This window comes from Oceanicella sp. (genome assembly GCF_056449545.1).
This window is the reverse complement of the sequence record NZ_JBWOMN010000139.1, coordinates 45,950-59,042: the sequence shown is the minus strand read 5'-3', so window position 1 is coordinate 59,042 and position 13,093 is coordinate 45,950. Positions and strand designations below refer to the sequence as shown.

At 68.8% G+C, this 13,093-nt stretch carries 12 protein-coding genes; 4 read left to right on the top strand and 8 right to left on the bottom strand.

The features are described from left to right. Window positions 1-808: M14 family metallopeptidase (locus AC1HC7_RS17675; RefSeq protein ID WP_479499276.1), on the top strand; the 808-nt coding region annotated here is incomplete at its 5' end. Further along, window positions 805-1,968: a M20 aminoacylase family protein gene (locus tag AC1HC7_RS17670; RefSeq protein WP_479498334.1), complete on the top strand. Its 1,164-nt coding sequence runs from the start codon at window positions 805-807 to the stop codon at window positions 1,966-1,968. The genes AC1HC7_RS17675 and AC1HC7_RS17670, both read left to right, overlap by 4 nt. 181 nt (window positions 1,969-2,149) lie before the next feature. Here AC1HC7_RS17670 and AC1HC7_RS17665 read toward each other — a convergent pair whose 3' ends face one another. The 7 genes from AC1HC7_RS17665 to AC1HC7_RS17635 form a co-directional block, all read right to left on the bottom strand. After that, window positions 2,150-2,617, bottom strand: coding sequence for a Dps family protein (locus tag AC1HC7_RS17665; RefSeq protein ID WP_479498333.1), 468 nt, complete (start codon window positions 2,615-2,617; stop codon window positions 2,150-2,152). A gap of 95 nt (window positions 2,618-2,712) precedes the next feature. Continuing rightward, window positions 2,713-3,165 carry an alpha/beta fold hydrolase gene (locus AC1HC7_RS17660; protein ID WP_479498332.1) on the bottom strand — a complete coding sequence of 151 codons (453 nt, stop codon included), beginning with the start codon at window positions 3,163-3,165 and terminating at the stop codon, window positions 2,713-2,715. Window positions 3,166-3,188: 23 nt separating this feature from the next. Continuing rightward, window positions 3,189-4,073 (bottom strand): ABC transporter permease, encoded by an 885-nt coding sequence (locus AC1HC7_RS17655; protein WP_479498342.1) that lies wholly within the window; start codon window positions 4,071-4,073, stop codon window positions 3,189-3,191. Between the two features lie 49 nt (window positions 4,074-4,122). Beyond that, window positions 4,123-5,136, bottom strand: a complete 1,014-nt coding sequence (locus AC1HC7_RS17650) for an ABC transporter permease (RefSeq protein WP_479498331.1) — start codon at window positions 5,134-5,136, stop codon at window positions 4,123-4,125. Between the two features lie 134 nt (window positions 5,137-5,270). Then, complete coding sequence (locus tag AC1HC7_RS17645) at window positions 5,271-6,974, bottom strand: peptide ABC transporter substrate-binding protein (protein WP_479498330.1); 1,704 nt, start codon at window positions 6,972-6,974, stop codon at window positions 5,271-5,273. A gap of 100 nt (window positions 6,975-7,074) precedes the next feature. Then, a complete protein-coding gene (locus tag AC1HC7_RS17640) occupies window positions 7,075-8,091 on the bottom strand; it encodes an ABC transporter ATP-binding protein (protein WP_479499275.1) in 1,017 nt (338 codons plus the stop codon). Continuing rightward, window positions 8,084-9,160 (bottom strand): ABC transporter ATP-binding protein, encoded by a 1,077-nt coding sequence (locus AC1HC7_RS17635; protein WP_479498328.1) that lies wholly within the window; start codon window positions 9,158-9,160, stop codon window positions 8,084-8,086. Before AC1HC7_RS17635 ends, AC1HC7_RS17640 begins: the two co-directional genes overlap by 8 nt. 353 nt (window positions 9,161-9,513) lie before the next feature. Between AC1HC7_RS17635 and argE the strand changes: the two genes are divergently transcribed. Further along, on the top strand, window positions 9,514-10,692 hold the full coding sequence (gene argE, locus AC1HC7_RS17630; protein ID WP_479498327.1) for an acetylornithine deacetylase: 1,179 nt from the start codon (window positions 9,514-9,516) through the stop codon (window positions 10,690-10,692). A gap of 67 nt (window positions 10,693-10,759) precedes the next feature. After that, on the top strand, window positions 10,760-11,932 hold the full coding sequence (locus AC1HC7_RS17625; protein WP_479498326.1) for a M20 aminoacylase family protein: 1,173 nt from the start codon (window positions 10,760-10,762) through the stop codon (window positions 11,930-11,932). Window positions 11,933-12,161: 229 nt separating this feature from the next. Here AC1HC7_RS17625 and AC1HC7_RS17620 read toward each other — a convergent pair whose 3' ends face one another. Continuing rightward, window positions 12,162-13,091 (bottom strand): c-type cytochrome, encoded by a 930-nt coding sequence (locus AC1HC7_RS17620; RefSeq protein ID WP_479498325.1) that lies wholly within the window; start codon window positions 13,089-13,091, stop codon window positions 12,162-12,164. Between the last annotated feature and the right edge of the window lie 2 nt (window positions 13,092-13,093).

Genomic DNA, 13,093 nt, shown 5'->3' with positions numbered 1-13,093 from the left:
GGTGGCCGCGCGGCTGCTGGCGGCGCGGGACGGCGCGCCGCGCGGGCGGCGCCGGGCGGCGCTGATCTCGGCAGGCCAGCACGCCAACGAACCCACCGGCCCGCCCGGGGCGCTGGCGGCGGGCGCCGTGCTGGCGCGCGAGGGGCGGGCGGTCGCGGTCTCGCCCATGGAGAACCCGGACGGCTACGCGCTCTATCTCGACTATTGCCGCGCGGCGCCGCTGCACATGCATCACGCCGCCCGCTACACCGCCTCGGGCGCCGATCTGGAATGGGCGCCACCGGGGGGCGAGGCCGACATCCGCCGGCATGTGCGCGCCGCCGCCGACCCGTGGCTGCATGTGAACCTGCATGGCTGCCCGGCGCATGAGTGGATCCGCCCCTTCACCGGCTACGTGCCCGAAGGTTTCGCCGACTGGATGCTGCCGCGGGGGTTCTTCCTGATCCTGCGCCATCATCCCGGCTGGGGCGGCGTCGGCGCGCGCCTGCTTGACGCGGTGATCGCGGCGCTGGCCGGCGACGCCGATCTGACGGCCTTCAACCGCGCGCAGCTTGCGCGCTATCGCGCCTACATCCCGGACCCGGCCTTCGAGATCCGCCGCGACTTCGCCGTTGTCGCCGCCGAGGACGCGCGCGCCATGTTCCCGGTGACGCTGATCACCGAGGCCCCGGACGAAACCCTGCGCGGCCCCGCCTTCGCCCGCCTGCGCCGCGCCCAGACCAACGCCGCGCTTGCCGCGGTGCGATTCGCGCAGGATCATGCGGCCGACTCGCCAGACTTTCCTCAAGACAATCAGGACGCCCCATGAAGCTCATCGACCAGATCGCCGCCCGCGCCGAGGACCTGACCGCCATTCGCCGCGACCTCCACGCCCATCCCGAGCTGGGCTTTCAGGAAATCCGCACCTCGGGCATCGTCGCCGACCTGCTGGAAAGCTGGGGCGTCGAAACCCATCGCGGCGTCGGCGGCACCGGCGTCGTCGGCATCATCGAGGGCAAGGGCGGCCCGGGGCGCATGGTCGGGCTGCGCGCCGACATGGACGCGCTGCCCATCGAGGAATGCACCAACCTGCCCTATCGGTCGCAGAATCCCGGGGTGATGCATGCCTGCGGCCATGACGGGCACACCGCCATTCTGCTGGGCGCCGCGCGGCACCTGGCGGAAACCCGCGATTTCGCCGGAACCGTGGCGGTGATCTTCCAGCCCGCCGAGGAAGGCCTTGGCGGGGCCCGGGCCATGATCGCCGACGGGCTGTTCGAGCGCTTTGCCTGCGACGAGGTCTACGGGCTGCACAATTCCCCCTACACCCCGGCGGGCGAGGTCGGGATCAATCCCGGCGTGGCCATGGCGGGGGCGGATTTCTTCGATCTGAAGATCACGGGCGTCGGGGCGCACGGGGCCTCGCCCCAGCACGCGAAGGAGGCCGTCCTCGCAGCCGCCGGGCTGGTGCAGGCGCTGCAAAGCGTGGTCAGCCGCGATCTGGCGCCCAATGACGCGGCGGTGCTGTCGGTGACCCAGATCCATTCCGGAGGCGCCTACAACGTGCTGCCCGACGAGGCCGTGGTGTCGGGCACCATGCGGTTCTTCTCGGATGCGGTGCGCGACGTCATGCGCGAACGCATGCGCGCCATCTGCGCCGGGCAGGCGCTGGCCTACGGGGTCGAGATCGAGGCCGACATCCGCGACATCTTCACGGTGCTGGAAAACAACGCGGAACTGGCGGGCGAGGTGGCGAACGTGGCGCGCGCGGTGGCGGGCGCCGATCAGGTGCTGGTGCATGACATGGCGGTCACCGGATCGGAGGATTTCGCCGACATGCTGAAGGCGGCGCCGGGCGCCTATTTCACCCTCGGCCAGCGCCACGACGTGCCGCTGCACAATCCCGGCTTCCAGTTCGATGACGATATCCTGCCGCTGGGCGCCTCGCTGATGGCGCGCATCGCGCAGGCGCGGCTGGCGGCGGGGTAAGGCGGGCGACGGGGCAAGGCGAGCGACGGGGCAAGGCGGGATTGACGAAGGCGTCGGCCGGCAGATCGCCGGGGCGCGCGGGAAAACCGGCGTCGATCACGGCGCGCCCCCCGCCCCCCGACCCGAAGCGCAACAGCGCCTCGGGGCGGAGGGGGGGGAGAGCGGGCGGCGGGGGCGGCGCCTACAGCATGGAGCGCAGCATCCAGGCGGTTTTCTCGTGCAGCCGCATGCGGTCGGAAATCAGCGACACCGAAGATTCGTCGCCCGCCTTCTGGGCCACGCCCAGCACGTCGCGGCAGGTGTTGACCACCTGCTCGTGGCCCTTGGTCAGAATGGCCACCATCTCCGCCGCCGGAGGCGTGCCGTCGACCTCGCGGATCGCGCTCAGCGCCGCGAAGGCCTTGAAGGTGCCGGGGGCCGGGGCGCCGAGGGTGCGGATCCGCTCGGCGATCTCGTCAACGGCGATGGCAAGCTCGGTATACTGCTCCTCGAACATCAGATGCAGTTCGCGAAACCGCATCCCGGTGACGTTCCAGTGAAAGTTGTGGGTCTGCAGATACAGGGTGTAGGAATCCGCGAGCAGGCGGCTGAGACCCTTGGCGATCGCCTGCCTGTCGGCTTCGGAGATCCCGATGTTCATTTCGGTCATTCGACAACCCTTTCCGGTATTTCGGCCAGCGTTTCGGGCCGATCCTTCGGGACAGACCGCCCCGCGATCCAGACGTGGTTGTTTCGGCCCGGCCTTCAAGGGGGGTGCGACGGACGCGCTAGATCCCAGCCCGGGACCGGGGCCACGATCGCCTCCATGTAGGCGATGCCTTTCACCGCGTCCGGGTGGCGGCGCGCCCAGTCGAAGCCAAGCGCGGAGCCCCAGTCATGGATCACCAGGGTGACGTTGTCGCGCAGGCCGAGCGCGGCCAGCGCGCCCTCCCAGTATTTTCGATGCTCGACGAAGCGGTAGCTGTCCGGGCCCGGATCGTCGAGCTTGTCGGAATCGCCCATGCCGATCAGGTCGATGGCGATGCAGCGGCCCTGGTCCTGCAGGTGGGGCATGACGTTGCGCCACAGGTAGGAGGACGTGGGGTTGCCGTGCTGAAAGACGATCGGATCGCCCGATCCCATCTCGACATAGGCCATGGATTTTCCATGCACGGTGACGGTTTTCCTGGGCGGGTCCTCGACGGATATGGCGCGCATGACCGATGGTCCTCCCGTTCGCTTCAGCGGCCGCGAATGCGCGGGTCCAGCGCGTCGCGCAGCCCGTCGCCGATGTAGTTGACCGACAGCACGGTCATCGAGATCGCCAGCCCCGGCCAGAACACCCGCTCCGGCGTCAGGGTCATGAAATTCGCCCCGTCGTAAAGCAGCCGCCCCCAGGTGGGGAAATCCGACGGAAACCCCAGCCCCAGAAAGCTCAGCGCGCTTTCGGTGATGATGGCGTTGGCGACGCCCAGCGTCGCCGAGACCATGATCGGGCTCATCACGTTGGGCATGATGTGGCGGGTGATGATGCGCCGCGACGGGGCGCCGATGCTTTTCGCCGCCAGCACGAATTCCTGTTCCTTCAGCGCCAGCACGTCGCCGCGCACGATGCGCGCGGTCTGCATCCAGCTGGTGATGCCGATGATGAACACGATGAGCAGGAAGATCCCGGTTTCGGGCCCGAAGGCCGATCGCAGCGTGTCGCGGAACAGCATGATGATGACCAGCAGCAGCGGCAGCAGCGGCAGCGCCAGGAACAGGTCGGTGAGCCGCATCAGCGGCCCGTCGAGCCGCTTGAAAAACCCCGCCAGCACGCCGACCAGCGCGCCGACGATCAGGCTCAGCAGCATGGCGGTGATGCCGACGGCGAGGCTGACCCGCCCGCCGGCGATCACCTGCGCCAGCATGTCCCGGCCCAGATTGTCGGTGCCCATGGGATGGGTGAGGCTCATGCCCTGATTGCGGGCGCGGATATCGAGGAACTGCGGGTCCACGTTGTGGATGTAGGGCCCGAGGATCACCACCAGCAGCACGAAGGCGAACACCCCGACCCCGACCAGCGCGCCGGTGTGGGTGGAGAACTGGCGCCACACGTCGCCCCACATGGACCGGTGCCGCGCCATCTGCACCGGCGCGCCGAGGCCCTTTGCGCCTGCGGGTTCGGTCGCCGGCTCAGTCATAGCGGATCCTCGGGTCAAGAATGCCGTAGAGTATGTCGGCGATCAGGTTGAACAGCACGATCAGCACCGCGAAGATGAAGGTCAGCGTCTGCACCAGCGGGATGTCGGCGCCCTGGATGCCGACGATCAGCAATTGCCCGAGCCCGTTCACCCGAAAGATCTGTTCGGTGATGATCGCCCCGCCGAACACCTGCGGCACGCCCAGCGCGATCACCGTGACCACCGGAATCAGCGAATTGCGCAGCACATGCACCAGCAGCACCACCTTTTCCGACATGCCCTTGGCGCGCGCCGTGCGCACGTAGTCCTGGTTGAGGTTGTCGAGCATCGAGGCGCGCATGAACCGGCTGAGCTGCGCCGCGTTGAACAGGCCCAGCACCATGGTGGGCATGATCATCTGCCTGATCTGGAACAGGAAGCTGCTCCAGTCCGTGACCTCGTGCGTGGTGTCGTAGATCGAGGGCAGCCAGCCCAGATAGACCGAGAACACGACGATCGCCAGCAGCCCGGTGAAGAAGGTGGGGATGGAAAAGCCGATCATCGAGAACAGCGTGCCCAGCTGGTCGAACCACGAATACTGCTTGTAGGCCGAGACCACGCCGATGGGGATGGCGATGACGATGCCCACCACATAGGACATGCCCACGACCCACAGCGTCTGGGGCATGCGCTCGACGATCAGATCGACCACGGGGGAGCGCGTGGACCACGAGGTCACGCGCAGGCGGTTGGCGCTGTCGCCGTAGCTCTCGCCGGTCCATTGTTCGAGGATGTTGAGCGGCTCGTTGATGAAGAACTGCTCCAGCCATCTGACGTAGCGGATGTGGAACGGTTCGCCGAGCCCGAGACTGAGGCGGATCTTTTCGCGCACCTCGGGCGGGATCGTCAGCGGCAGGTTGCCGGTGGGATCGTTGGGCGCGAGGTCGAGCAGCGCGAAGATGATGAAGCTGATGACCAGCAGCGTCGGCACGGCGAAAGCCAGGCGACGGATGGTGAAGGTGAGCATATGGGCCTCGAAGGCGGTTGCCTCGGGTGGCGGCGCGCGGATGTCTTCGCCCGCGCGCCGCAGATGTCACGATCGCCCGCCGGCCGGACGCAGGCGCGCCCGTCCGGCTTGCGGCCAACGGCCGATCGGCGCGCCTATTTGGCGCGCGACCAGTCGGCGATGTTCCACAGCTCGCTGTCCCACTCGTTCATCAGCACGCCCTGAAGCGAGTTGGCGTGGGCGGAAACGCCGCCGCGATGGATCAGCGGGATGATGGCGCCGCCCTGAATGAGCATGTCATTCATCTTGATCGCCAGCGCCGCGCGGTCCTCGAGCGCGGCGGTCTTGCCCATCTCGGCGACCAGCGCGTCGTATTCGGCCGAACAGTAGCGGGGCATGTTGGAGCCCAGCCAGTTGTTGGACGGCTGCGGGATTTCCTTGCAGCGCCAGTTGGCCATGTATTTTTCGGGATCGGTGCCGTCGAAATTGTTGGTGTACATCTCCACGTCCGCGAAGAATTTCTGGAACGTGTCGGGCGAAGACTGGTCGCCGCCGAAGAACACCGAAGCGTCGATATTGCGCAGCTCGGTCTCGACGCCGATCTGCTGCCACATCTGCTTGACCAGCGCCTGGGTGCCCTGACGCACCGAATTGGTCGAGGTCTGGTAGAGGATCGACAGCCGCACGCCGTCCTTGGCGCGCACCCCGTCACCGCCGCGCACCCATCCCGCGTCGTCGAGCAGCTTGTTGGCCCCGGCCACGTCCTGGGTCTTGCAGCTTTCGTTGTTGGTCGAATTGTAGATCGCCGGCGCCGGCAGCACGTTGCAGGTCACCTGCCCCGCCGCGCCATAGCCGGCTTCGACCAGGATCTCGCGATCGATGGCCATGGACAGGGCCTTGACCACCGCCAGATCGGTCAGGAACGGGTGCGGGCCGGCCTCGAGCGTCGAGCGCTTGTCGCCCATGTCGGCGCTGGGATTGGTCTGGTTGATCATGAAGCGTTCGACCGAGGTGCCAAAGGCGCTGACCACCGTGCCCTTGCCCGCCGTCGCCATCTGGGCGAGGATTTCGGGTTCGACCTGCAGGTTCCAGGCGTAGTCGAATTCGCCGGTCTCCAGCACCGAGCGCGCCGCCGAGGCCGCGTCGCCGCCGCCCTTGAACACCACCGTGGCAAACGCCGGCTTGGCCGCGTCGCGGTAGTTTTCGTTGGCGGCGAACACCACCACGTCATTGGCCTTGAACTGGGTGACCACGAAGGGGCCGGTGCCGTGCGGGCCGAAATTCGCGTCGGTGCATTCCGGCGCCTTGGCGCCCATGCAATCCTTGAACTGCGCCTTCTGGATGATCGGGGCCTGAGCGCCGACGAAGGGGCCGTAGGGGAAAGGCTTGGAGACGCCGAAGGTGATCTTCACGGTCAGCGGATCGAGCGCCTCGATCTTCTCGACATCGGTGAAATTGGCCAGCTGCTGGCAGCCGCCGGTCTCGTCCATGCAATAGGCGCCGGTGAACACCACGTCCTCGGCGGTGAAATCCGATCCGTCGGACCACTTGATCCCCGGCTTCAGCTTCCAGGTGATGGTGGTCAGGTCCTCGGAAATGCCGCCATTGGCGACGGTGGGGATCTCGGCCGCCAGATAGGGGACCATCTGTCCGGTCTCGTCGTAGCGGGCCAGCGGCTCGATCACCAGCGAGGCGGCCTCCTGATCCTTGGTGCCGCCGGACAGATACGGGTTCAGGATCGACGCCGCCTGCCAGTAGATGATGTTGAGCTGGCCGTCCGCGCCGCGTTCGGCCATCGCGCCCGGCGCGCCGAGCGCCAGCGCGGCCGCCCCGGCCATAAGCGATTTCACGAGTTTCATTTGCATTTTCCCTGATGGTTGGAGTTGTGCGGTCCGGTTTTCCGGATCCTGCGGTTATTCCGGTTCGGTGTCCTGCGACCGCCCCCGCCGACCGATCGCGTCAGTCAAGCAGATGGCAGGCCGCGAAGCGTCCCCCTCCCAGATCTCTGAATTCAGGTTCCTCGGCGCGGCAGCGCTCGAAGGCCTGCGGGCAGCGGGTGCAGAAATTGCAGCCCGGCGGCGGGTTCGCCGGGCTGGGCACGTCGCCCTGCAGGATGATGCGCTCGCGCACCGCCTCGCGCGCCGGGTCGGGCGAGGGCACCGCCGACAGCAGCGCGCGGGTGTAGGGGTGGCGGGGCGCGCCGTAAAGGTCGTCGCGCGGCGCCAGTTCGACGATCTTGCCCAGATACATCACCGCCACCCGGGTGGCGAGATGGCGCACCATGCTCAGATCGTGGCTGATGAACAGATAGGTGAGCCCCAGCCGATCCTGAAGATCCTCCAGCAGATTGACCACCTGCGCCTGGATCGACACGTCGAGCGCGGCGATGGGTTCGTCGCAGACGATGAATTCGGGCTCCAGCGCCAGGGCGCGGGCGATGCCGATGCGCTGACGCTGGCCGCCGGAGAATTCATGCGGATACCGGTTGGCGAAGGCCTCGTCCATGCCGACGGCGTCGAGCAGTTCGGCCACCCGGGCCTGCTTGTCGCGGCGCGACATCCTGCGGTGCTCGTCCAGCGGCTCGGCGATGATCGAGCCCACGGTCATGCGCGGGTTGAGGCAGGCCTGCGGGTCCTGGAAGATCATCTGCATCTTCGGGCGCAGGCGGCGCAGGGCGTCGCCGCTGACCGGCACGATGTCCTGGCCGTTGATCTCGACGCTGCCCGCCGTGGGATCGTAGAGCCGCAGCACCGCCCGCCCGGCGGTGGACTTGCCGCAGCCGCTTTCGCCCACCAGTCCCAGCGTCTCGCCGCGAAAAATGTCGAAGGACACGCCGTCCACGGCCTTCACCTGCCCCACCTGCCGGCGCAGCAGCCCCTTGTAGATCGGGAAATGCATGGTCAGCCCGCGCACCCGCACCAGCGGCTGCGGATCCGCGCCCCCGGGGGCGGCGGCGTCGCTGGCGGCGTCAAGCATCGCGCGGCCCGCCTGTCGCGGGATCCCACCAGCAGGCCACGTCATGGCCCGGCCCGACCGTGCGGCGCGCGGGGTTTTCGCGCGCGCAGCGATCGAAGGCATGGGTGCAGCGCGGCGCGAAAGGGCAGCTTTCGGGCCGCGCGCCAAGGCTGGGCGGCTGCCCGGGGATCGAGCGCAGGCGCGCCGCGCGCGGCCCTTCCACGTTGGGCATGGTTTCCAGCAGGGCGCGGGTGTAGGGGTGCTGGGGGTCGGCGAACAGCGCGCCCACATCGGCGTATTCCACCACCTGCCCCGCATACATCACCATCACCCGGTCGGCGATGCCGGCGATGACGCCCAGATCATGGGTGATCCAGATGATTCCCATGCGCGCGCCGATCACCGCCGCGACGGTCGCATCGGCGCCGACATCGGCGCCGGGGGCCGTGCCGGCCTCGCCGGCGCGCAGCTGCTTGATCAGTTCGATGATCTGCGCCTGGATGGTCACGTCCAGCGCCGTCGTGGGTTCGTCGGCGATCAGCACCTTGGGGTCGCAGGCCAGCGCGATGGCGATCATCACCCGCTGGCGCATGCCGCCGGAAAACTGGTGCGGATAATCGTTGAGCCGCGCGGCCGGGGCCGGGATGCCCACCAGCGCCAGCAGTTCCGCGGCGCGCCTGCGCGCCGCGCTGCGCGACAGGTTCAGATGTTCGCGCAGCGGCTCCATCAGCTGGAAGCCCACCGTGAACACCGGGTTGAGCGAGGTCATGGGATCCTGGAACACGAAGCCGATCTCGCCGCCGCGCAGGCGGCGCATCTCGGCCGTGGTCATGGATCGCACGTCGCGCCCGTCAAAAGTGATGCGCCCGCCCGCAAGCCGGGCCGGCGGGCTTGGCAGCAGCCCCATCAGCGACATCATGGTGACGGATTTGCCCGAGCCGCTTTCCCCGACCACCCCGAGCAATTCGCCCGGCGCCACCGTGAAACTGACTCCGTTGACAGCGTGCACCGCGCCGCCGCGCGTGGCGAATACGGTCTCCAGATCCTCGACTTCGAGAATCGGCTCCACCGAGGGGGCGCCGTCAGGCACGGGCGCGCCTCGGTCCTGTTGTTGTTCTGATCACCGCGGTTCCCGGCTTGTTTTTGCTTGTCCGCGGGCCAGTCAACATCATCCTGATTGATCCGACAATCTCTTAAATCAACCATTTCGCGGGTCGCCGGCGCCCGGCGGCGCCTGAGTCCGCGGCCAGATCGCGTTTTCTTGCGCCTGCGCGCCGAACGCCGCGCGAAACGCCGATCGCGGCGGCGGGCCCGGATCAGCGGCCAGGCCCGCCCCCGGGGGCTTGACCCGGGGCCTTCCCGCGCACAGTGTTCCGCGAGGCCCGCCTCGTCAGCCCGCCTTGCGAAATCCAGCCCCCACGCCGCAGACCGGAGCGCCGCATCATGTCCACCCGATACACGCCGCGCGAAATGCTCGCCAAGCTGGTTGGCTTTGACACCGTGTCCTCGCGATCCAACCTGGCGCTGGTCGAATTCGTGCGCGCCTATCTGGAAGGCCACGGCGTCAGGGCGCATGTGGATCTCGACGACACCGGGACCAAGGCCAGCCTGTTCGCCCATATCGGCCCCCCGATCCCCGGCGGGGTGATCCTGTCGGGGCACACCGACGTGGTGCCGGTGGAGGGCCAGGACTGGAGCACCGATCCCTTCACGCTCACCGAACGCGACGGGCGGCTGTATGGGCGCGGAACCTGCGACATGAAGGGGTTCGACGCGCTGGCGCTGGCGATGGTCCCCCAGATGCTGGCCGCCGGGCTGACCCGCCCGATCCAGATCGCCCTGTCGCGGGACGAGGAGATCGGCTGCCTCGGCGCCCCGCCGATGATCGAGGCCATGGCCGGGATCATGCCGAAAGCCTCTGCGGTGATCGTCGGCGAACCCTCCATGATGAAACCGGTGACCTCGCACAAGGGCAATGTGGGGCTGATCACCAGGGTGCGCGGCTTCGAGGTGCATTCCAGCATCCTGCACACCGGCGTGTCGGCGGTGATGACCGCGGCGAAGCTGATCTGCTGGATGGACGCGCGCATGGCCGACAACCGCGCGGCGCATGAAGCCGACCCCGCGGCCAACCCGCTGGCCGAAGGCTTCGACCCGCCCTGGACCACGCTGCATGTGGGGCTGGTCAGGGGCGGCACCGCCAGCAACATCACCGCCCGGGATTGCAGCTTTTCCACCGACATCCGCACCGTGCCGCCCGAAAGCCCGCCCGAATGGCAGGCCCGCTACCGGGCCGAGGCGGCGCGGCTCGAGGCCGAGATCCGGAAGATCCGCCCCGAGGCCGCCATCGAGGTGGAGGCGCGCGGCATCGTGCCGGGCTGCCGCCGCGAACCCGACGGCGAGGCGGAATCGCTGGCCCGCGCGCTGACCGGCGACAACGGCCTGCACGTGGTCTCCTACGCCACCGAGGCCGGGCAGTTCCAGGATGCGGGCTATTCGGCGGTGATCTGCGGTCCCGGCTCCATCGAGCAGGCGCATCAGCCCGACGAATTCATCGCCATCGCCCAGCTCGATCAGGGCGAAGCCTTCATGCGCAGCCTGATCGCGCGGCTCTCGGCCTAGATCGCGCCTCCCGCGCCTCCCGCGCCCCCCCCCCGGGGCGGGGCGCCATGCAAAAGGACCAATGAAAATGCCCGTGCTCAACCGGATCGCCGATTTCCATGACGAGATCACCGAATGGCGCCGCGATTTCCACATGAATCCGGAACTGCTCTACGACGTGCATCGCACCGCCGGCATCGTCGCCGAAAAGCTGCGCGCCTTCGGCTGCGACGAGGTGGTGGAGGGCGTCGGGCGCACCGGCGTGGTCGGCGTCATCCGCGGCAAGGCCAATGGTTCGGGCAAGGTGGTGGGGCTGCGCGCCGACATGGACGCGCTGCCGATCACCGAGATCACCGGCGCCGAACACGCCTCGACCGTGCCCGGCAAGATGCACGCCTGCGGCCATGACGGGCACACGGCGATGCTGCTCGGGGCGGCGAAGCACCTCGCCGAGACCCGCAATTTCGACGGCGCCGTGGCGTTGATCTTCCAGCCCGCCGAAGAAGGCGGCGCCGGCGGCGACGCCATGGTCAAGGACGGCATGATGGAACGCTTCGGCATCACCGAGGTCTACGGCATGCACAACATGCCCGACCTGCCGGTGGGCCAGTTCGCCATCCGCCCCGGCGGGATGATGGCCGGCGCCGACGAGATCGAGATCAACGTCACCGGGCGCGGCGGCCACGCGGCGATGCCCCATGAATGCATCGACACCACGCTGGCCGCGGCCCATATCGTCATCGCGCTGCAATCCATCGTGTCGCGCAATCTCGACCCGCTGAAGCAGGCGGTGGTGACGGTGGCGACCATGCACACCGAAGGCTCCGCCAGCAATGTCATCCCCCAGACCGTGAAGATGCTGGGCACGGTGCGCACGCTCGACCCGGAGGTGCAGGACCAGATGGAGCGCCTGATCCCGCAGGTTGTGGAAAACACCGCCCGCGCCTACGGCGCCGAGGCGACCGCGACCTACATCCGCGGCTATCCGGTGACGGTGAACCATGCCGCGCAGACCGAATTCGCCGCCCGCGTGGCGCGCGAGGTCGCCGGCGACGACAAGGTGGAGTCCGACACGCCGCCGCTGATGGGGGCCGAGGATTTCTCCTACATGCTGCTGGCCCGCCCCGGGGCCTTCATCTTCGTGGGCAACGGCGACACGGCGATGTGCCACCATCCGGCCTATGACTTCAACGACGCGGCCTCGCCCTTCGGCGCCTCCTACTGGGTGCGGCTGGCGGAAACGGCGATGCCCGCGGGCTGAGCCGGCCCCGGTCGGACAGACAGGCGCCGAACCTGCGTCACGGCCGGCGCCGCCCCGTCCCGCCCGGGCGAAAAGCCCGGGATGCTGCGGCGCGCCGCAGCGCGCAGGCCTTGCCTGCGCCGGGACGGTTTGGCCAACGCCGCGACAAGGGCGCCGGGCGCAGACGCCCGGACAAGTCGCGGCTGAAATCCGCGGCGCCGGAAAGGCCGCGCCCATTGCAGGAAAGCGCTCAGCCGCCCGCTGCCGGCTGGGCCTTCAGGTACCGGGCGATCGCGGCGCGATCCTCGGGCGGCAGGCGCGCCAGATTGTCGACCACCTCGACCATGACCCCGCCGACGCTGTCGTAATCCGGGGTGAAGCCGGAGCTCAGATATTCGGCGATGTCCTCCTCGGACCAGCCGGAGATCTCCTTGCCCGCCGGGGTGATGTCGGGCGTGAACCCCTTGCCCTCGGGGGCTGGCGCGCCTCGCAGCCAGCGCGATCGCTGCAACCCGCCCAGCAGGTTTCTCGGCGTGTGGCATTCGCCGCAATGGCCCGGCCCCTCGACCAGATACCGGCCCCGCGCCAGCAGGGGCTCCGCCTTGCCCGCATCGGCGAGTTCGGCGTCGGGCATGACCCAGTCCGGGTCCGCGAACAGCAGCTTCCACAACCCGAGCCCCCGGGTGACGTTGAACGGAAACCCCACGTCATGGGCGACCTTCGGGGCGTCGTCCGGCGGCAGGGTCTGCATGAAGGCCCAAAGGTCGGCCACGTCCCCCGCGGTCATGCGCGCATACGATGCGTAGGGGAAGGCCGGGTAATAGTGCCGCCCCTCGGGCGACACGCCGCGCTGCACCGCGTTGGCGAAGTCCAGCAGCGACCAGCCGCCGATCCCCGCCGCGCGGTCGGGCGAGATGTTGGGCGCGACGAAGGTCCCGAACGCGGTGGCGAAACGCCGCCCGCCGGCCAGCGCCAGCCGCGCCTCGCCCTTGGCGCCCGGCGCCGCGTGGCAGGCCGCGCAGCCACCGACATTGAACACCGCCTCGCCCTGCGCGGCGTTTCCGGCGATCCCGGCGAAATCCGCCGGGTCCACGTGATGCGGCGCGCTCAGCAGCCAGCCGCCCACGCCGCCCGCCGCCGCGAGCCCGAAAGCCGCGAACAGCAGACGACGCGAGTCCATGC

Excerpts from the sequence above, each read along its gene's own strand:
- AC1HC7_RS17670 (WP_479498334.1), top strand. The coding sequence starts at position 805 with ATGAAGCTCATCGACCAGATCGCCGCCCGCGCCGAGGACCTGACCGCC.
- AC1HC7_RS17665 (WP_479498333.1), bottom strand. The coding sequence starts at position 2,617 with ATGACCGAAATGAACATCGGGATCTCCGAAGCCGACAGGCAGGCGATC.
- AC1HC7_RS17660 (WP_479498332.1), bottom strand. The coding sequence starts at position 3,165 with ATGCGCGCCATATCCGTCGAGGACCCGCCCAGGAAAACCGTCACCGTG.
- AC1HC7_RS17655 (WP_479498342.1), bottom strand. The coding sequence starts at position 4,073 with ATGGCGCGGCACCGGTCCATGTGGGGCGACGTGTGGCGCCAGTTCTCC.
- AC1HC7_RS17650 (WP_479498331.1), bottom strand. The coding sequence starts at position 5,136 with ATGCTCACCTTCACCATCCGTCGCCTGGCTTTCGCCGTGCCGACGCTG.
- AC1HC7_RS17645 (WP_479498330.1), bottom strand. The coding sequence starts at position 6,974 with ATGAAACTCGTGAAATCGCTTATGGCCGGGGCGGCCGCGCTGGCGCTC.
- AC1HC7_RS17640 (WP_479499275.1), bottom strand. The coding sequence starts at position 8,091 with ATGCTTGACGCCGCCAGCGACGCCGCCGCCCCCGGGGGCGCGGATCCG.
- argE (WP_479498327.1), top strand. The coding sequence starts at position 9,514 with ATGTCCACCCGATACACGCCGCGCGAAATGCTCGCCAAGCTGGTTGGC.
- AC1HC7_RS17625 (WP_479498326.1), top strand. The coding sequence starts at position 10,760 with ATGCCCGTGCTCAACCGGATCGCCGATTTCCATGACGAGATCACCGAA.
- AC1HC7_RS17620 (WP_479498325.1), bottom strand. The coding sequence starts at position 13,091 with ATGGACTCGCGTCGTCTGCTGTTCGCGGCTTTCGGGCTCGCGGCGGCG.